This window comes from Tundrisphaera macrotermitis, from assembly GCF_051175315.1.
Taxonomy (GTDB): Bacteria; Planctomycetota; Planctomycetia; order Isosphaerales; family Isosphaeraceae; genus Tundrisphaera.
In genome coordinates, this window is the sequence record NZ_CP195100.1 from 206,398 (window position 1) to 225,335 (window position 18,938).

Annotated in this window: 18 protein-coding genes; 5 read left to right on the forward strand and 13 right to left on the reverse strand. The window is 72.8% G+C overall.

The window, feature by feature from the left end; translation table 11 throughout:
* Positions 1-4: 4 nt before the first annotated feature.
* The gene (locus TA3x_RS00860) at positions 5-655 is read left to right on the forward strand and encodes a response regulator (RefSeq protein WP_435018221.1); all 651 of its coding nucleotides are present in this window, start codon (positions 5-7) and stop codon (positions 653-655) included.
* 38 nt (positions 656-693) lie between these two features.
* Here TA3x_RS00860 and TA3x_RS00865 read toward each other — a convergent pair whose 3' ends face one another.
* Positions 694-1,035 (reverse strand): hypothetical protein, encoded by a 342-nt coding sequence (locus TA3x_RS00865; RefSeq protein WP_435018222.1) that lies wholly within the window; start codon positions 1,033-1,035, stop codon positions 694-696.
* 256 nt (positions 1,036-1,291) lie between these two features.
* Between TA3x_RS00865 and TA3x_RS00870 the strand changes: the two genes are divergently transcribed.
* On the forward strand, positions 1,292-1,588 hold the full coding sequence (locus TA3x_RS00870) for a hypothetical protein (RefSeq protein ID WP_435018223.1): 297 nt from the start codon (positions 1,292-1,294) through the stop codon (positions 1,586-1,588).
* Positions 1,589-1,623: 35 nt separating this feature from the next.
* Here the strand turns inward: TA3x_RS00870 and TA3x_RS00875 are convergent, their stop codons facing one another.
* Positions 1,624-2,832, reverse strand: a complete 1,209-nt coding sequence (locus TA3x_RS00875) for a glycosyltransferase (protein WP_435018224.1) — start codon at positions 2,830-2,832, stop codon at positions 1,624-1,626.
* Between the two features lie 258 nt (positions 2,833-3,090).
* On the reverse strand, positions 3,091-4,380 hold the full coding sequence (locus tag TA3x_RS00880) for a family 1 glycosylhydrolase (protein WP_435018225.1): 1,290 nt from the start codon (positions 4,378-4,380) through the stop codon (positions 3,091-3,093).
* Positions 4,381-4,676: 296 nt separating this feature from the next.
* Here TA3x_RS00880 and TA3x_RS00885 point away from each other — a divergent pair, with 296 nt between their 5' ends.
* Entirely contained in the window at positions 4,677-5,381 is a 705-nt protein-coding gene (locus TA3x_RS00885; protein WP_435018226.1) for a hypothetical protein, read from the forward strand.
* Positions 5,382-5,443: 62 nt separating this feature from the next.
* On the opposite strand, the gene TA3x_RS00890 is transcribed toward TA3x_RS00885, so the two are convergent.
* From TA3x_RS00890 to TA3x_RS00935, 10 genes are all read right to left on the reverse strand, one after another.
* Complete coding sequence (locus TA3x_RS00890) at positions 5,444-6,610, reverse strand: beta-glucosidase (RefSeq protein ID WP_435022469.1); 1,167 nt, start codon at positions 6,608-6,610, stop codon at positions 5,444-5,446.
* Positions 6,611-6,634: 24 nt separating this feature from the next.
* On the reverse strand, positions 6,635-7,633 hold the full coding sequence (locus TA3x_RS00895) for a radical SAM protein (protein ID WP_435018227.1): 999 nt from the start codon (positions 7,631-7,633) through the stop codon (positions 6,635-6,637).
* A gap of 33 nt (positions 7,634-7,666) precedes the next feature.
* The gene (locus TA3x_RS00900; RefSeq protein ID WP_435018228.1) at positions 7,667-8,617 is read right to left on the reverse strand and encodes a glycosyltransferase family 2 protein; all 951 of its coding nucleotides are present in this window, start codon (positions 8,615-8,617) and stop codon (positions 7,667-7,669) included.
* Positions 8,618-8,620: 3 nt separating this feature from the next.
* Positions 8,621-10,348, reverse strand: a complete 1,728-nt coding sequence (locus TA3x_RS00905) for a carbamoyltransferase family protein (RefSeq protein WP_435018229.1) — start codon at positions 10,346-10,348, stop codon at positions 8,621-8,623.
* 18 nt (positions 10,349-10,366) lie between these two features.
* Positions 10,367-11,413 carry a glycosyltransferase family 9 protein gene (locus TA3x_RS00910; protein WP_435022471.1) on the reverse strand — a complete coding sequence of 349 codons (1,047 nt, stop codon included), beginning with the start codon at positions 11,411-11,413 and terminating at the stop codon, positions 10,367-10,369.
* Between the two features lie 71 nt (positions 11,414-11,484).
* Positions 11,485-13,005 (reverse strand): D-glycero-beta-D-manno-heptose 1-phosphate adenylyltransferase, encoded by a 1,521-nt coding sequence (rfaE2, locus tag TA3x_RS00915; protein ID WP_435018230.1) that lies wholly within the window; start codon positions 13,003-13,005, stop codon positions 11,485-11,487.
* Positions 13,002-13,574, reverse strand: a complete 573-nt coding sequence (locus tag TA3x_RS00920) for a D-glycero-alpha-D-manno-heptose-1,7-bisphosphate 7-phosphatase (RefSeq protein ID WP_435018231.1) — start codon at positions 13,572-13,574, stop codon at positions 13,002-13,004. The genes rfaE2 and TA3x_RS00920 overlap by 4 nt, the downstream gene beginning before the upstream one ends.
* Positions 13,571-14,866, reverse strand: a complete 1,296-nt coding sequence (locus tag TA3x_RS00925; protein WP_435018232.1) for a glycosyltransferase family 4 protein — start codon at positions 14,864-14,866, stop codon at positions 13,571-13,573. Before TA3x_RS00925 ends, TA3x_RS00920 begins: the two co-directional genes overlap by 4 nt.
* Positions 14,863-15,861: a glycosyltransferase gene (locus tag TA3x_RS00930; protein WP_435018233.1), complete on the reverse strand. Its 999-nt coding sequence runs from the start codon at positions 15,859-15,861 to the stop codon at positions 14,863-14,865. Before TA3x_RS00930 ends, TA3x_RS00925 begins: the two co-directional genes overlap by 4 nt.
* Positions 15,840-16,904 (reverse strand): glycosyltransferase family 9 protein, encoded by a 1,065-nt coding sequence (locus TA3x_RS00935; RefSeq protein WP_435018234.1) that lies wholly within the window; start codon positions 16,902-16,904, stop codon positions 15,840-15,842. The genes TA3x_RS00930 and TA3x_RS00935 overlap by 22 nt, the downstream gene beginning before the upstream one ends.
* A 790-nt stretch (positions 16,905-17,694) precedes the next feature.
* Here TA3x_RS00935 and TA3x_RS00940 point away from each other — a divergent pair.
* Both TA3x_RS00940 and TA3x_RS00945 read left to right on the forward strand, forming a co-directional pair.
* The gene (locus TA3x_RS00940) at positions 17,695-18,039 is read left to right on the forward strand and encodes a hypothetical protein (RefSeq protein WP_435018235.1); all 345 of its coding nucleotides are present in this window, start codon (positions 17,695-17,697) and stop codon (positions 18,037-18,039) included.
* Positions 18,040-18,207: 168 nt separating this feature from the next.
* Positions 18,208-18,918: a class I SAM-dependent methyltransferase gene (locus tag TA3x_RS00945; protein ID WP_435018236.1), complete on the forward strand. Its 711-nt coding sequence runs from the start codon at positions 18,208-18,210 to the stop codon at positions 18,916-18,918.
* The last annotated feature ends 20 nt before the right edge of the window (positions 18,919-18,938 follow it).

Consider the following 18,938-nt stretch of genomic DNA (forward strand, 5'->3'; position numbering starts at 1 on the left):
AATCATGGGCCCGATCCGCATCATCATCGCCGACGATCACCGGCTCCTCAGGGCCGGCCTGCGCGCCCTGCTGGAGGATCTCCCCGGGGTGGAGGTCGTGGCCGAGGCCGGCGACGGGCTCGAAGCCCTCGCCTTCGCCCTGGAACTGCGCCCCGACGTGATGCTGACCGACATCTCCATGCCCCGGCTGGGCGGCCTGGAGGTGGTGGCCCGGCTCGCGCGGGAGCGGCCCGAGGTCCGGGTCCTGATCCTCTCCATGCACCGGGAGGAGGAATACGTCCGACGGGCGGTGCTCGCCGGGGCGGCCGGCTATCTCATCAAGGATTCGAGCGAGGAGGAGCTGGCGGCGGCCCTGGCCGCGGTGGCCCGGGGGGAGACCTACCTGAGCCCGGCCGCCTCGACCCACCTCGTCTCCGACTACCGGAGGCGGGCCGCGGGGGATTGCGACCCGACGGCCGGCCTGACACCCAGGCAGGTGGAGGTGCTCCGGATGATCGCCGAGGGGGCGACCACCAAGGCGATCGCCCGGCGCATGGGCATCAGCGCCAAGACCGTGGAGTCGCACCGGGAGCAATTGATGGGGCGGCTGGGCATCCGCGACGTCCCCGGGCTGGTGAAGCTGGCGATCCGGGCCGGGCTGGTCGCGTCGGATTAGATCCGGGGCGGCCCGCCCCCGCTCGCCCGCCCGCGGGCTCAGGAGGGGCGCGACCCGTCGGATCGGCCCGGCGCCGGCCCGTTGCGGGGGCCGTCGCCCTCGCCGGGGGGCGGGACGGAGTTGAGCACCCGCCCCTGGCCCGGCAGGTGGTCGATGATGACCCAGGTCCGGCAGCCGGCACAGGTCCCCAGCAGTCGGGTGGGCCAGTTCGGGTCCGGTTGGTGGAGCGCGAGGCGCAGGCGGCAGGCCGGGCATCGGATCGGGCCGCGGGGGGCGTCGCGTCGGCCGCCATCCCCCGGCCGAGATGCCCGATCCGCCCCGCCATCGCCCATCCCCTCGGGCCGATCGGGTTGCGGCGTGGCCGCGGAGGTCCGAGTCATTGTCATCGGATTCCTGGGCAATTTTCATCGAAATGACGAGTTGACACGGTTGAATGATAAGCTTACACCGGGGCATGCCTGTCGGGGAATCCCCCAGGGAGGACTAGGGGTTTTTCCCGTCACCCGCCGCCTGCACGCGACATAGACTCTGGTTATGCCCCGCGCGCGATCGGCGAGGCCCCATCGCCGGGCGGCCATCCGGGGCGATTCGATCGGGGGGAAGTCCGATCTCACGGCTGGGCGCAGGCGTCCCTTGATGTATTACAGCCACGCTTCCACCGCCGATCGGGTCGAGCCCGGCACCCTGCGCGGGCCGATCGAGGTCACGCCCTCCCCGGCCTCGACGCGGCCGGTCGGGGCGGCGTCCGAGCGGGAGCCGCTGGGGCCCTGGATCGACGACGTCGACATCGGGACGGTCGAGGCCACCTGGGAGCTGGCGATCGGGGGCGTGCCGATCCCGGGCCGGTTCCTCCTGCGGCGGGGCCTCTTCATCCGCCTGGATGTCGAGCCCACCGATCCGCCCGCCCCGGGCGATCCCGCGGGATCGCCCTGAGGCGGCCCGGAATCGCCCGGCCCGGGATGCGGCGCTCAGGCCGGCCGCGCCCGGCCCGCGATCAGGCTCCGGGCGTCGTCGCCCCGGGACGTGCGGGCCTTCGGGCGGGTCGAAACCGCCCCCTCCCCGGCGGCGGGGGCGAGCCGATCGGCGACCAGCCGGCCCATGGCGGCGGCGGTCGCCTCCCAGCCCCGCTCGGCCGCCCTCCGGCGCCCGGCCTCGGCCCGCGCGGGATCGGGCCGGCCCGCGACCTCGACGGCCAGCCTCGCGAAGCCGTCGGCGTCGCCGGCCACGTGGACGAGGTCGCCGTGGTCGCGGACCACGTCGCGCACCGGGGTCGAGAGGATCGGCCTGCCGGCGGCCATGTATTCGAGCGTCTTGGTCGGGCTGATGCTCCGGGTCGCCTCGTTCAACGCCCAGGGCATGATGCAGGCGTCGAACCCCTTGAGGTACGAGGGCAACGCCTCGTAGGGCCGCTGCCCGAGGAAGTGGAGATTCGGCCGGCGCGGGAGCGAGGCGGGGTCCACCTTGATCGTCGGGCCGACCAGGACGACCGACCCCACGCCCGGCGCGTCGGCCAGCCGCGCGATCAGGCCGTAGTCCAGCCGCTCGTCGACGACGCCGCAATAGCCGAAGACCGGCCCGGGCAGGCCGGCGATGTCGCCGGGGATCGCCAGGTCGGGGTCCAGGGCCCGGGCGAAGTGGTCGGGGTCGACCGCCGAGGGGAAGCACTGGACGTTCGGGTTCCGGCCCTGCTTCGCCTCGTGGATCGACCGGCCCCCGGTGAACACCACGTCCGCCCGCGCCAGGAGGCGGGATTCGGCCTCGCGGAGCCCGGCCGGGGCCCCGGCGAAGCTCGCCAGCTCGTCCATGCAGTCGAAGACCACCACCTGATCCGGGCCGAGGCGGTCGCCGTAGGTCGCGAACATCGGCGAATAGAACCACCGGATCATCGGCCGGCCGGCCCGGACCGCCGCGGCGTACTCCTCGACGAGCCGCCCGAGGTCCACCCCCGACCCGGGCGGGCAATGCGGCCGGATCACCGTCACGCCATCGGCCACCGAAAGGATGTCCAACCCCGGAGGCCGCTCGTCGAACAGGGGCTCCTCCTCGACGATGACCGGCCAGGTCCGCGCCAGCCGCGAGAGGACATGCTGCGGGCGTTGGTACACCCAGTCCCACCTCAGGTGGCTGTGGCACAGGATGACGGGGCCGGTGGCATTGCGCGGGTCGGTTTCGGGCACGGCCTTGCTCTTTCTCGTGATGACGGAGTCCAGTGGGGCGGCGGTGCGGGCGTGGTCGGGCCCGGCCTGTTCTTCCCTCGCCCGGGCGAAAAGGCGGGGATCCTGCCGATGCCGGCCCGTCGATCGGCGAGGGAATCGACGACGCGATCGGCCGATCGTCCCGGGTGAGGGGGCCGACCCTGCTTAGCAAAAGATATGCCGAGATTCTCCGGCGAAAACGCGGCCAGGAAGGGCCGGATTCGCCGGGGGCGCCCGGGATCAGGCCGCGGGGAGCGTCGGCCGCGATGGGGCGTGGACCTCGCCGACCGAGCCGGCGGGATCATCGACGTGGCGGCGGAATCGCTCGACGAGCGGGGTCGGATCGCGATCCAGCCGGCCCTGGCGGGGCGCCAGATCCCACAGTCCCAGGTGCAGCAGGTGGTCCTCGGCCCGCTTGCGGGACCGCCGGTATTTCCAGTCGACCATGCTGAACAGCGGGAACCAGGTGTAGCCGAGCACCGGGATCCCCCCGGCCCGGCACTGGCGGACGGCCGAGATGGTGTCGTCCATCCAGCGGGCCCGCCGGCGATGGTCCCCGGCCGAACTCGTCTCGGTCACCATCAGGGGGAGCCCGTAGCGGTCGTGGGCCATCCGCAGGAGCGGCCCGAGCGCGGTCCCGGAGCGCCCGGGGTCGCGGCCCATCCGCACCACGCCCCGGCGGTCGCGGGCTAACCGGCGGTTCGACCACGGATAAAAATTCACCCCGAGCACGTCCCAGTCGGGGACGCTCGATGCCAGCTCGCGCAGGCCGGATTCGGTCGCCCCGTGGGCGACGAGCCAGCCGTGAAGCGGGTGCGCCGGGCCCACGCGCCCGCAGGCCAGGTCGAGCGGGAGCCATCGCCGGGCCTGGGCCTCCGCCGCCAGTTCGAGGAGGTCGGGCGAGGCGGCGAACTCGATCCCCGCGTCCTCGACGTGGACCAGCACGGCGCCGGGGTCGGCCGCGCGGAGGGCCTGGGCCGTCGTCGTGATCCCCCGGATCAGTGCGAGCAGGACCCGGACGTACCCGGCATCCCCCCGGAGGTACGGCGGCCACCGCCCGAGCCGGCCGCAGTAGGCGGCCGTCACCCCCGGCTCGTTCAAAGGCGTGTAGCGGTGGACCAGCGACCGATACCGCGAGGCGAACGCGTGGGCATACTCGGCCACCCGGCCGGGATACGAGGCGTCGGCGAAGTGGCCGGCCAGCCACGAGGGCGTCCCGTAGTGCATCAGGTCGATGATCGGCGACAGCCCCCGGGTCGCCGCCATGTGCTCCAGGACCGGGTCGGTCCACGACCAGTCGAACACGCCGGGGGCCGGGTTGACGCGATACCAGGGGATCCCATACCGGATCGTGCCGATCCCGAGGCCGGCGGCGCGGTCCAGGTCCTCGCGCCAGTGCTCGTAATGGCCCGTCAACTCGTACTCGTCGAGGCTGCGGTGCCCCGGGCGGACTTGCGGGACGAACGTGTTCTCGATGCCCACGGCCCACGCGAAGTCGCTGGCCGCCGGGCCGAAGGAGCGGCGATGCATGCGTAGCCCTGGATCCCCGGGCCGATCTCGCGCGAGGCGGACGGCCTCGAAACGTCCCGGCATCCACCTCTGTCTTTCGAATTCGGGGGGCCATCGGCGACAGCAAGTCTCGCGGGACGGAGATGGCTTGAGCATCGGAGAGGGTTGGCCAGTATCCGGGATTAATGTCCCGGTTTAGGGATTATGTGGGCAAGCGAGGGATGGCGTATGGTACATTTTCATGCGGATCCCGAAGGCCGGCGACCTCCGTCCCCGGACCGCCCACGCGCCACCACCCCCGGACGAGGACGACCGCGATGCCCGCCTCCCCCGCCCAGATCGAGGCCAACCGGCGGAACAGCCTGAAGAGCACGGGGCCGACCAGCGAGGACGGCAAATCCCGCTCGCGGGCGAACTCGCTCAAGCACGGGATGACCGGCTCCGGGATCGTCCTGCCCAGGGAAGACGCCGCCGAGGTCGATCGCTTGACCGAGGCGTTCCGCGCCGAGCTGAAGCCGGCGGGCGAGGCCGGCGCCGTCCTCGTGCGGCGGATGGCGGTGCACGCCGTCCGCATGGAGAGGGCCGTGGTGCAGGAGACCGCCGCGCTGTCAGGCCGGGTCCGCGAGGCGACCGATGCCTTCATGGCGTCGTCGGACCGCTACGCCGGCAATGCCCGGGCGCTGCGGGCCGACGCGGCCAACCGGGCGTTGTTCGACGACTCGAAGGGTGCGATCCTGGCGCGGAAGTACGAGGCCGCCTCGGAACGCGGCTTCCACCAGGCCCTCAAGGAGGTGCGGCGGATGCGGGCCGAGGCCGACACGGCCGCCGTCGAGGAGGCGGCGATCGCGGCGGCCGTGGCGAGGGCGGTCGAGGAGGCGTCGGAGCCGACCGGCCAATTGGCTTCGTTTTTCCAGGCGCCCCCGGCCCCGATCCCGGCCCCGCCGACCCCCTCACGCGTGGCCTGGGGACCCGCCCCGGAGGGCCACTGCGACATCCCGATGGCGATCGGCCGGGCCCGCTGACCGGCGGCGGCGGGGGGTGAGATCGGCTTTCGAGGCGGCGCCGGATCGGCGTCCGGGGCCCGCTACGCGCCCGTGGCCGCCCCCTGGGCGTGGGGCGCATGGGGGCGGAGCAGGCGCATCTGCCGGACCAGCTCGGTGGCGAGGGGTTCGTGGATCGGGCGATGGCCGTGCTCGTCGGGCTGCTCCCAGAGGCCGTTCCGGCAGTCGCGTCCGTTGTCCCACCCCGGGAAGCTCACGATCGGGTACAGGCAAAGCCCGTGGATGTCGGCCCCGTCCCGGATCGCGGTGCGGACCTCCTCGCCGACGTGGGCGAGCCAGCCGGCCCGCGCGTCCCCCTCGGTCCCGGTCTCGGCGACGAACAGGGGCCGGCCGTAGCGCCCGAAGTGCTCCAGGAGCATCTCCCGGAACGGGCGATACCCCGGGTGGTCGGGCCCGATCCCCGTCCCCTCGGCCTCCTCCCCCTCGAAGATCCACTGGTTCCAGGGGTAGTAATTCACCCCAATTACATCGAGATATTCGGGACTGCCGCCCAGTTCGGGGCTCAGGCGGCCGGACAGCTTGTCCCAGACCTCGTACTGGGCCAGGCGGTACGATTCGGCGGCGCCCGCCTCCTCGGGCCTGTCGGGGTGGGGGATCACGTGGAAGATCGGCTCGACCTGCGCGAACCGGGCCGAGGGGAGCACCTCCCGGATCTCGCGGGTGGCCGCGATGGTCGCGCGGACGAGCCGGTCCTTCAGCTCGTCCCCCCGTCCGCGGGCGAACGGGTTGATCCGGGCCACCTGCCCCCCCATCCAGGACAGGTACGAGACCTCGTTGACCGGCGCGAACCAGGCCACGCCGGGCCACTCGTCGGCCAGGACCCCGGCGAACCCGCGGGCCAGCCGGGCGAAGCGATCGACGAACTCCGGGCCCCAGATGTCGAGGTCGTCGGGCCATCCGTAGTGGAGCAGGTCCCAGATCACCTGGATCCCCGCCTCCCGGGCGGCGCGGAGGATCATCAGGGCGGAGCGGAAGTCGAACCGGCCGGGCGTCGGCTCGATCAGGTGCCAGCGGATCCCCTCGCGGGCGGTGCGGATCCCGTGCGCGAGCAGCCGCCGGTAATCGGCCTCGACGAGCCGGTCGTGCCCGGTCGCGGCGACCATGTCCAGGCGACGGCCGCAGGCGAGCCGGTGGGTCGAGCACTCGAATCCGCCGATGAAGAAGCCGGGGAACAGGGGGTCGGTTCGCAAAAGGTTCATCCTCCCGGGGTCGATTCAGAAGGTGCCCGAGTAGATGGCGCACGACCGGCAGACGTCCGGCGGCGTTTCCGACGACAGGGCGTCGCGGAAGGCGCGATAGCCCTCGCCCTCCCAGATCGGCCCGGCCCCCCGTTCGATCATGCTGCCGAAGTTGATCCGGTCGGGCGTGGCGACCATGCAGCAGGGCATGGCCAGGCCGTCGTAGCTGATGTAGGGCCCCTTCCAGGGCCAGTCGCACCGCTCAGGCCCGGGGGTGCCGGGGGGATGGGGCCGGGGCCGGGTCAGGGGCAGGCGGAGCTTCACGCCGAGGTCGTCGGCCACGGCGCGGGCCTCGCCGAAGTAGCGGCGGATCCGCTCGTGGTCCTCGTCGGCCAGCGTCTGGCCCGAGACGAACTCGCGCATCGGGCGGTATTTCTCGGGCAGGCTCCCCTCGCCGAAGTCGTGGCAGAGGTGCTGGACGAAGATCGAGTCGATCCGGAGCCGGTGGGCCAGCCGGACGAGGTCGGGGAACTCGTGGAGGTTCTGCCGCATGGCCACCACCACCATCCGGATCCGGGGGGTGGCCGAGCCCAGCCGGTCCCGGGTCTCGACCAGCCGGTCCAGGTTGGCGACCACCCGGTCGAAGTGGGCCCGTGCCCGGATCCGCTCGTAGGTCTCGGCCGTGGCCCCGTCGATCGAGGCGTGCAGCTCGGCCAGCCCGCTGGAGACGCACCGCTCGGCCCGACTCGCGTTCAGGAGGGTCAGGTTCGTGTTCGTGCTGACCTTCACCCCCCGGGCGACGGCCAGCTCGACCATGTCGAAGAACCTTGGGTGCATCATCGGCTCGCCCAGCCCCTGCAATTGCAGGTCGGCCAAGTCGGGGAACTGGTCGAGCAGGCGGGCGAAGGCGTCGAAGTCCATGAACGCGGGCGGCCCGTGGGGCGGGCCGTCCTCGCGGTACAGGATCGGGCACATCTGGCAGCGCAGGTTGCACTGGCCCACGGGCTCGACCTGGAGGAAGGTCGGGGATTTCATCGGGTTCGTCGGCCTCTCGGGGACATCCTTGGATCAGAAGAAACGCGCCCGGAACTTCCAGGCTCCGTACAGCCGCCAGAACACCGACAGGAACGGGATTGCCGCCGAGGTCGCCACCATCTCCGCGACGTGCCCCGGCCTCCGCGTCGTCCACCTCAACCGGGCCAGGCAGAACCGCGCGGTGAGCCCGGCCCACAGGCCGGCCGCCGCCAGGGCGAGCGCCCGCGAGCCGAGTGCCAGCCCCAGCAGGGCCAGCCCCGCCGAGGCGACCGTGGCATAGTAGTCCCAGGGCGGGCCCGGCCGGATCTTGAGGCGATACAGCGCGGGGTGCTTGCGGAACAGGAGGGCATCGAACAGGCTCTTGCGCTGCTGGCCCAGGCTGACGCCCCAGCGGGCCGGCCGGACCGGGTGGACGACCACGGCGAGCGGCGCCCGGGCGATCCGCCCGCCCCGCCCGATCAGGGCGAAGTGGAGGTCGCTGTCCTCGCGCCAGGCGACCGCGAACCGCTCGTCGAACCCGCCCACGGCCTCCAACGCCCCCCGGCGGCAGAACAGGTTGGCGGTGACGAACTCGGCCCCGGCGAGGCCGGCGGCGTCGCGCTCGTAGTCGGTCGGGGCCTCCGGGATCGGCACGACCACCCGGCCGGTCGCCGCGACCTCATCGTGCCCCAGCGCGGCTAGCCCCTCGGCCAGCCAGGCGGGGTCGGGCAGGCAGTCGTCGTCGGTGAAGGCGATCATCGGGGCGGAGGCATGCCGCCACCCCAGGTTCCGCGCCGACGCCGGCCCGAGCGGGCCGCCGGGCGTCGCCAGGTAGAGGGCCCCCTGCCCTTCGACCAGCCGGCGCGTCGGCTCCTCGCCCGCGTCGTCGACCACGATGACCTCGAAGTCCGACCGGTCGAGGGACTGGGCGGCGAGCGCATCGAGGCAACGCGCCATGAGGTCGGGGCGGCGGCAGGTGGGCACGACCACGGAGATCCTGGGCATGGCTCAGGCCCCCGGCTTTTCCAGGAGGAACGACCCGATCACCAGCGCGTCCAGGGGCGAGGTCCAGAACGACTCGACCGCGTCCCGGGGCGTGCAGACCACCGGCTCGCCCCGGGTGTTGAACGACGTGTTGACCAGCACCGGCACGCCGGTCCGGTCGCGGAAGGCGCGGATCAGGTCGTAGTAGGCCGGGTTCTGGTCGCGGCGGATCGTCTGGATCCGCGCCGTGCCGTCGACGTGGCGGACGGCCGGGATCCGCTCGGCCTTCTCGGGCCGGACGTCGTGGACGAACAGCATGAACGGGGAGACCCCGGCCCCCACGAACCAGTCGGCGGCGTCCTCCTCCAGCACGACCGGCGCCACGGGTCGGAAGTCCTCGCGATCCTTGATCTCGTTGAGCTTGGCCTGCATCCCCGGGTGGATCGGCGAGGCCAGGATCGACCGGGCGCCGAGCGCCCGGGGGCCGAACTCCATCCGGCCCTGGAACCAGCCGATCACGCGGTTTTGGGCCAGGATGTCCGCGACCTCCTCGGCCACGTTCCCCAGCCGGCGATACGGCAGCTTCGACCAGCGGAGGAAGCCCTCGATCTCGTCGTCCTCGAAGCTCGGGCCCAGGAAGGCGTGCTCCATGACGTAGTCGGCCCGGTCCGCGCCCCGCTCGCGGGCGTCGACCCAGAGCGCGGCGCCGGGCGCGGTGCCGGCGTCGCCGGCGGCGGGCTGGACCCAGATCCGCCGGAACGGGCCGCGGTCCCGGATCCGGGCGTTCATCACGCAGTTCAGGGCCACGCCGCCGGCCAGGCACAGGTCGTCCGAGCCCGACGCCCCGCGGAGCCAGCGCGCCAGCTCGATCACCGTGTCTTCCAGGACCACCTGGAGCGAGTGGGCGATGTCGAAGTGCCGCTGGTCCAACGGCCCGCCCCGGAGCCGGGCCGGGCCGAAACGATCCTCGAACCGAGTCTCGCCGATCGTGTATTGCCCGGCCTCGCCGAGCCGGATCAGGTCGCGGAAGGCGTCGACGTGGCGCGGCTTGCCGTAGGAGGCCAGGGCCATCACCTTGTATTCGTCCGACGAGCGGAGGAAGCCGAGGTACTCGGTCACCTCCTCATAAAGCAGCCCCAGCGAGTGCGGCATGTGGACCTGGCCGAGCCATTCCAGGTCCGTCCCCCGGCCCACCGCATAGCCGGTCGTCGCCCGCTCCCCCCGGCCGTCCAGGGTCATCACGGCGGCGTGGTCGAACGGGGACGGGAGGAAGGCGCTGGCGGCGTGCGCCAGGTGGTGCGGCACGAAGTGCCAGCGGTAATGATGCCCCGCCTTCGCCCCCCGGAACCGCCCCTGGAGGTGATGCGGGGCCCCGTCGAGCAACTGGCCGGGGGCGTTGACGATCGAGGCCAGGAACAGCGGATCCCAGGGGGATTCCCACTCGCCGCTATCCCCCTGCCGGCCCGGCTCCAGCGGCAGCGGGATCGTGGCGGCGTCTCGGTGCCGGCCGAGGAGCAGGGTGGGATCATACGAGTAGGCGACGTGGTCGACGTCGGCGAGGGCGATCCCCGCCTCCTTCAGGCAGTAGTCGATGGCGTGGAAGGGGAGTTCCCAGGTCGAGAACGGCACGGGGCGCTTGCCGTGCTTGATGTGGGTGAACCGCTCCTCCTCGGCCGCGGCGACGAGCCGGCCGTCGCGGACGAGGCAGGCGGCCGGGTCGTGGTAGGCGGCGTTGATGCCGAGGGTATCCATCGATCTCTCCTGGGGAAGTCAGCGGGACGGCATCGCGGCCGGGGAGGATGCGAGGCGGGACGGCCGCCCCTCGGCGACCAGTTCCAGGGCCGCCCGGACGACCTCGGCCGGGTCCACCCGGCGCAGGCAGTCGTGGTGCCCTTCGGGGCAGACGCTCTTGTAGCAGGGGGCGCAGGGGACCGGGTGGTTGAGGACCCGGCTGGGCACGGCCCAGGGGGTGTGCTGCGGGTTGGTCAGAGCGTAGAGGTCGACCACCGGCGTGCCCACCGCCGCCGCGACGTGGGCCGGCCCGGTGTTGTTGGAGATCAGCACCGGGGCCCGCTCGATCAGGGCCGCCAGTTCGGCCAGGCGCAACTTGCCCGCCAGCGAGTGCGACGGGGCGCCCATCCCCTCGCGGATCCAGGCCACCAGGGGGATTTCGGCCCGATCGCCGGTGAAGACGATCCGGAACCCGTGGTCCCGCGCCAGCGCCCCGGCCGCCGCGGCGAACCCCTCCGGGGCATAGCGGCGGGACGACGCCGTGGCGCCGGGATGGACGACCGCCCAGGGGCGGCCGTCGTCGAGGCCGAGCCGATCGATGAGCGCGGCGACCCGGGATCGGGCCTCGTCGGGCACGCGGAGCGAGAGCCGTTCGTCGGCCGCCCTCGCCCCCACGGCGGCCACGAGGTCGAGCTGCCGCCGGGCCTCGTGGCGGGTGAACTCGGCCGGCTCGGGCTCGGCGATCCGGTCGGTCAAAAGCTGATACGCGTTCTCGCGGCAGTGGGCCAGGCGGAGCGGGATCCCGGCCAGGTAGCAGGCCATCGCCGCCGGGAGCGGGTTCTGGCTGTAGACCGTGAAGATCACCGCGGCGTCGAAGCCCCCGTCGCGGAGCCGGGCGATCATCGCGAGGTCGGCGGCGGGATCGGACCGTCCGGCCGTGGCCTTCATCCACGGGGCCTGATAGGTCCAGCAGTCGTCGACCTCCGGGACCATCGCGGCCACGGCCGCGCCCGACGGGGACGTGAGCAGGGTGAGCCGGCGGCCGGGCCGCGACTCCTTGAGGGCGCGGAGGGCCGGCGTCGTCATCAGCACGTCGCCGAGGGCGTCGAGCCGGACGCAGAGGATGTGTTTGGCCTGATCCCAGGCGTTCGGGCCGATCACGAGGCCACCTCATGACGCCCGACCCCGGGGGCGGCCACGCCCGCCTCGGCCCATCCGTCCACGGCCCGGATCCGCTCGATCAGGTGGGTCGTCGAGCGGTCCGCGACGAACGGGAGGATGCGGACCTCGCCGCCGTAGGCGCGGACCACGGCCGCCTCGGGGAGCCGGTCGATCGTGTAGTCCCCCCCCTTCACGAAGACGTCGGGGCGGACGGCCCGGACGAGTTCGCAGGGGGTATCCTCATCGAAGGCGACGACGTGATCCACGCAGCCCAGGGCCGCCAGGACCTCGATCCGGTCGTCCAGGGCGTTGATCGGCCGTTCCGGCCCCTTGAGCCGGCGGATCCCGGCGTCGGAGTTCACCCCGACCACCAGCGCATCGCCCAGCGCCTTGGCCTGGCTCAGGTAGGTGATGTGGCCCCGGTGGAGGATGTCGAAGCAGCCGTTGGTGAGGACGATCCGCTCGCCGGCCTCGCGACGGGCCCGGAGCCGGCGCACCAGGTCGGCCACGTCCCCCGACGGCTTGCGGTCGCCCGCGACCCGGTCCAGGAGCGAGCGGGCCGAGCACGCGGCGGTCCCCTCGCGGGCCACCACGATCGCGCACGCCGCCGAGGCCAGGTCGGCCGCGGCCGGGGTCTCGGCGCCGGCGGCCAGGCCCAGCGCCAGGGTGGCCAGGAAGGTGTCCCCCGCCCCGGCGGCCCGGGAGTGGGGCATCGGCCGGGCGTAGGTCCGGTAGGAGGGCCGGCCCCGCTCCAGCATCAGGGCGCCGTCGGCGTCCAGCGTCACGGCCGCCAGCCTCGCCCCGGTCCGTTCGAGCAGCCGCTCGCCCCAGCCGACGACCGCCTCGGCGCGTCCCGACGGCGGGGATGGATTGGCGCCGACCAGGCGAACGGCCTCGTCGTAGTTCGGCTTCACGGCCGACAGACTCACATCCCGATAGGCCGCCAGATCCTTGGAATCCGCGACCATCACCAGGCCGGGCCGCTCCCGGCGGAACCCGGCCAGGCGGGCGATCAAGCGAGGCGTGAGGATCCCGTAACCGTAATCGGAGATGACCACGGCGTCGGCGCGGGGCACCAGGGCTTCGAGGCGGCGGATCAACTCGGCCTCGGCCGCCGGGGAGACCGGCCCGGTGTCCCCCTGGTCGAGCCGGGCGATGAGCTGGGAGGCGGCGACGATCCGGCTCTTGCTCAGGGTCCGCCGCGTTGGGTCGGCCAGGACGTGATCCGTGCCGACCCCGAGCGCCCCGAGGCCCTGGCGGAGCAGGCCCGCCTCGGCGTCGTCGCCCACGACCGAGAGGAAGTCGACCCGGGCCCCGAGGGCGGCGAGGTTCACCGCCGTGTTGGCCCCTCCGCCGGGGGCGTCGCGCCGGCCGGTCAGCCGGACGATCGGCACCGGCGCCTCGCGGCACAGGCGGTCGGTGGACCCGTCGATGTAGCTATCCAGCATCGCCTCGCCGATCACAACGACGCGGAGGCCGGAGAAGGATGCGACGATCCGGGACAGGAGCTGGCTCATCGGGGGTCCTCCGCCGCGACGATGATCCGGGCGGCCTCGGCCATGTCGGCCGCGCGGTGGTGCGGCGTCCGCGCCGGGGTGAGCGACCATTCGGTCTCATTGCCGTTGTCGATCAGGACCGTCCGGCACCCGGCCCGGCGGCCCGCCTCGATGTCGTCGAGGATGTCGCCGACCATCCACGACCGGCCCGGGGCCAGCCCGAGCCGCCGGGTCGCGCGGGAGATCATCCCGGGCTCCGGCTTGCGGCAGTCGCACGCGATGGCATGGCGGGCGACGGTCCCTTCCGGGTGGTGCGGGCAATACGAGAACCCGGCCAGGGGCACGCCGATCCGCCCCAGGAGGTCGCGGATCCGAGCCTCCACGGCGATCAGGGCCGATTCCGGGAACAGCCCCCGCGCCACGCCCGACTGGTTGGAGACCACGACCAGGCGGAAGCCGGCCTCGTGGAGCATGGGCAGGCCCTCCTCGACCCCGGGCGCCAGGCGAATCAGCGCGGGGTCGACGTTGTAGGGGACGTCGTCGATCAGGGTGCCGTCCTTGTCGAGGAACACGGCGGCGGGCTTCCTCATCGGGGTTCGACCTCCGCCGTCATCGGGGCGTCCAGCGGGGCCCGGCGGCCGGGCCGGTCGCCGAGCACGTCGGCATAGACGCGGTCGATCGCCCCGGAGATCCCCTCCCAGGTGTAGAGCTCCGAGGCCCGCCGCGCGGCGGCCCGGCCCAGGCTGCGGGCGAGGTCGGGATGGCGGAACAGCCGGGCGAGCCGGTCGGCCAGCGCATCGGGGTCGCGGGGCGGGACCAGGTAGCCGGTCTCGCCGTCCACGACCGTGGTCCGGATCCCCCCCACGTCGGCGCCGACCACGGGCGTGCCGCAGGCGGCGGCCTCGACCGGCGTGATCCCGAACGGCTCGTACCAGGGGGTGGTGACGAAGACGTCGGCGGCCCCGTAGTAGGCCCGGAGCGCGTCGCGGGGCCGGCTGCCGACGAAGGTGACGGCGTCGGCCACCCCCTCGGCCTCGGCGATGGCGCGGAGGCGGCCGATCTCGGGGGTGACGGCCGGGTCGGGCCCTGCCGACTCGCCGCCGACGACCAGCAGCCGGGCGGCGATCCCGCGGCCGGAGCGGAGCCGGGCCAGGCCCCGGATCACGTTGTCGATCCCCTTGCGCGGGACGAGCCGGCCGAGCTGGAGGATGATCCGCTCGTCGGGCCCGATCCCCAGAGAGCGGCGGGCCCGGGCCTTGTCCACCGGCCAGAACTCGGCCGGGTCGAAGCCGCAGGGGATGGTCGCCATCCGGCCGGGGTCGGCGTCGTAGAGCCGGGCCAGGTCGTCGGCGTCCTGCGGGCACTCGGCGATGATCCGGTCGGCCTCGCGGACGGCGCGGTCCTCGATCCCCAGTCGTTCCTCGGGGAAGCCGTCGGCCTCGCCCTGGTGCAACCGTCGGACCCGCCCCAGGGCGTGGAACGTCACCACGAAGGGGATGCCCTCGGAACGCTTGACCTCGGCCGCGACCAGGGCGGACATGAAGAAGTTGGCATGGATCAGGTCGTACGGCCCCCGGCGCCGGCAGCGGCGGGCGACGAAGTCGGCGAACTCGTCCATGTACGGCAGCAGGTCCTCCTTGCGGACGGCCTTCGCCGGCCCGGCCGGGACGTGGACGACGCGGGCCCCCTCGGCCCAGGGGACGACGGCGGGCAGTCCGGCCCGGTCGCGGCGGGTGAGCACGTCGACCTCGTGGCCGAGCCTCGCGAGGTGGGTCGCCACCTGGCCGACGTAGACGTTCTGGCCGCCGCCGTCGGCGCCTCCGAGAGTCGCCAGGGGCGAGGCATGCTCGCTGATCAGCGCGATCCGCCGTCGTCGCCTCATCGGGCACCCCCCGCCGCCAGGGAAAGTCCGGGGGCGACCCGGGCCGTGCCCGGCATCGATCGGCCGGAGACCTCCGCGAACGTCGCTTCCCAGTCGCGGGCAAATCGCTCGATCCCGTACCGTTCCAGGGCGTGCCGCCGGCCCCCTTCCCCGATTCGCCGGGCCTCGTCCGGGTCGCGCAGGAGCCGGCGCATGGCGTCGATCAATCGGGCGGGGTCGGTGTCGATGATCCCCGAGACGCCGTTATCGACCGCCGAGGCCAGCTCGGTCGTCGCCAGGCCGACCACGGGCATCCCCAGCGTCATCGCCTCCAGCGCGGCCAGCCCCAGGCTGGTCCAGCGGATCGGGTGGAAGAAGAACCGATAGCGGGCCTCGAACGCCGCCAGCTCCATCGGGTGGACCTCGCCCAGCCCGCCCAGCGACTCCGCGTCCATCCCCACCAGGTCGATCGGGACCTCGGCCCGCGCCCGCTCGAAGATGTCCGCCCCGAGCAGGCGTCCGCGCGACCGGAGGTGGTTGATCGCCGTGATCCCCCGGGCCAATTCGCCCGAGTACCGGACCCCCTCGGGCACGGCCACCCCGTGCTCGATCACGCGGGTCGGCGTCCGGCCGCTGTCCCACATCAACGCATTGAAGTGGGTGACGTGGACGAGCAGGCCGTCGGGGTCGTCGAACCAATGCCGGGTGTCGGTCGGGTGCGGCCGGGGGGTGTCGTGTTCCAGGTAGATCCGGGGGAGCCGGCGCTGGGCATCGCTCAGGATCGCGGGCCCGTCGACTTCGTAGTTCGCCCGGGTCTGATAGAGGATGCAGTCGAATTCCCGGTCCCGCACCTCCTCGGCCGGCACGTCGATCACGCGGTCGGGGAACGGGAAGGTGTCGCCCCGGCCTCCGGAGCCCCCCGGCCCGACCGCGAGGTGGAACTCGACCCGGGCCCGCGAAAGATACAGCAGGTAGTTGCCGTGGACGTGCCAGGTCAGGACGCGGATTGGACGCATCGGTCGGCCTCCCTGTGGGACCAATGGGACTTCGACCGGAGCAGGTGGTCGATCTGATCGATCGCCTCGCCCGGCCCCACGCCCGGGTCGCGGCAGAGGACCCGGTGGAGCGAGGCGTCGACCGGGGCCCAGCGGGCGGGGTTGTCGCCGGTCGAGATCACCACGCTGGGCACGCGGAGGGCGGCGGCCACGTGCGACACCCCGGTGTCGTTGCACACCAGGAGGCGGGAGCGCCGGAGCAGGACGCCGACCGCGCCGAGGTCGGTCCGGCCCGTCAGGTCGACGCACGGGACCCCGGCCCGATCGGCCACCTCGCGGGCGAGTCCCCCCTCGGCGGCCGTGCCCGTGAGGACGACCCGCAACCCCCGGGCATCGAGATGCTTCGCCGCCGCGGCGAAGTGCGCGGCCGGCCATCGCCGCTCCGGGACGCTCGCGCCGGCGTGGAGGCAGGCGAACGACCCGGGGGCCAGGCCGCGGACCTCGTCGATCTCGTCGGCGGCCCGCAGGTCGTCCGCCGTCAGCGGGAATTCCAGATCCTCGCCCGCCGAGGGGGCACCGAGGTGCTCGGCCAGGCGCATCAGCCGGCGCAGTTCCAGGCCGGAGTCGGGCCAGGTGATGAACCCCTCGGGGTCGGGCCGATACCCGCCGGGCAGGCAGAAGCCGGCGGAGCGCCGGGCGGCGAAGAGGGCCGTCAGCTCGTTCACGAAAGGCCCGCTGCCGTGCATCTGGATCGCCAGGTCGAACCGCTCGGATTGGATCTCGGCCAGGAATCCCGGGATCCGCCGCACGTCCGGTGTGATCTCCGGGAGGCCCGGATAGCCGGGGAATTCGCGGAAGCCGTCGACGAGGTGGCCGAACCGGGCGGCGAAGGACCGCGCCCAGGGCAGGCCCGCCAGCACGATCTCGGCGTGGGGCCAGGCCCTCCGCAACGCCCGGAGCGCGGGGACGGCGCAGAGCATGTCCCCCAACTGAAGGGCGCGGAAGACCAGGACCCGACGAGGCGCGGCCTCGCCGGGCGATGGATTGTCTGACCAACGGCTCATCGATCACGGTCCCTCGAAGCGGGTCGCCCGGTCGTGCCGGCCGCCCTGGCCGATCGATCCTCGCGAGGCGTGCCCGGGCTCGTCCCCTTCCCCGGGCGAAATCCTCCCCGTTGCCGGGGGGGGTGGCCCGGGGCGGCCGTGTCAGGCCAGCAATTCTAATACCAATATGAGTGAGAAGACAAAACCGAGGGGATCTCCTCGCCGCCCCGGGTGCGGAGGCCGGCGGTCGGGGGATAAGCCGGGGATCGTGACGACGCGATGTCACACGGGGCCGGCCCCCGCGAAGGCCCATCCGCCTCGGGGGGCGGTGGTGACAGGGCCATGTCATGGGGGCCGGAGGCCGTCCCGATAAAATCGACAAATCTGTCCGTCAGTGTCCACTGGCGGACAGAGGCCCGCCCGGGATTCGTCTACACTCGCCCCATCATGCCCGTCCAGTCCGCCACGGTCCGGGCCGAAAGCTCGCCGGCGATCCCGCCGACGCTTCCGGGCGGATCGCCCTCGAACGGCCTGCTCGGCGACCGCACCCCGCGTGGGGGCGGGACCGGCCGATGTTCAAGCCTATCCGAAGACTGACATCTGGAATTGCGTTCGGCGGGAGCCGGCAGGGCCCGCGCGGCCCGGCCTCACGGCCTCCGATGCAGATGGCTTCCACCCCGGATCTCCCCGCGCCTGGCAGGACGCGGGTCGACCTCGATCACGCCCGGTGATGGCGCGGACCCGTTCAGCGGCCGGCACGGACGCCGGCATCCCAGGGGAAGGATCCCGGCCAGGAATGAGGGTGATGGGGATGCCGACAGCGAGGGAATTGCAGGAAACTATCGAGCGTTGCATCGCGATCGTCGTCTACTACCAGTCGTGCGACCGGACCGGGGAGATGGATGATCGCAGGACTTCCGAGGTCCGGTCCCTGGCCCTGAGCCTCGGCGCGTTGGGCCTCTCGGCGGCCGAGGCGCGGGAGATGGTCGTGGAGCCGGTCCGGCGCGAGCTGCTCGAGAGGTTCGGCCCGTTCGATGGCCCGGCGGTCGCGCAGATCTTCGCCGATGCCTTCGACGGGGACGATCCCTTCGATGAGGAGTGGCCCGGCGACATGCGCCTCAGGAGGGTCCGCGGCCAGATGAACGGGGCCCGATGAGGGGGCGTCGGGCCGGGGGCCGACCGGGTCGAATCCGGACTTGCCGGCCCGCGGGGTTGCTGATATGGTGCCGCCGCACGGCATAATTGCAATCTCTTATCGGTCGATGAATCCGCCCGATCGCCGTGGGCCACCCACTCGGGAGCGAGCATGGAAGCGATTCTCTCGATGAACCATTCCAACATCCACCCGGCGATCCTCGAATACGAGGAGACCTACGAGCGGAGCCTGGGGGGATGGAGGGAGGATGGGGCCATCTCCTATGCCAGCGTCGAGCTGGAGGTGGGCCGCCTGTGGCATGCCCTGGTCCTGCTCCTGCGCCCGCGGATGGTCCTGGAGACGGGGACCTTCAAGGGGTATTCGACCGCCTGCATCGCGTCGGCCCTGGATTCCCTGGGCGGCGGTCGGAGGGTGATCACCATCGACCCGGCCCCGCAGGAGGGCCAGGTCTGGGCCGGTACCGAGCTGGAGCGGGTCGTCACGCTGCGCCGGCAGCTGTCCCAGGACGCCTACCCCGACCTGTTCCTGAGCGGGACGCGGTTCGACATGCTGGTCCTCGACTCGGACCACCACTACGACACGATCATGACGGAGCTGATGCTCTACGAGCCGCTCCTGAACGTGGGCGGGGCGATCCTGCTCCATGACTCGCTGTTCTTCGACGGGGTCGGCGTCGCGGTCCGACAAGTGCTAGCGAATCCGCGGTTCCAGGGACTGACCCTCGATTCGCCCCGACAGGCGGATCCCGGGCAACGCTGTCCCGGAGTCACGATCATCCGCAAGGAACGCGACGGCACGCCGGAGCTCCAGCTCGACTCGCGCTATCTCGGGTGGGAAGTCGGCGACCCATACAAGCCGGCCCTGCTGCGCACCCCCTGAGGTGCCCGCCGGGGCCGCCT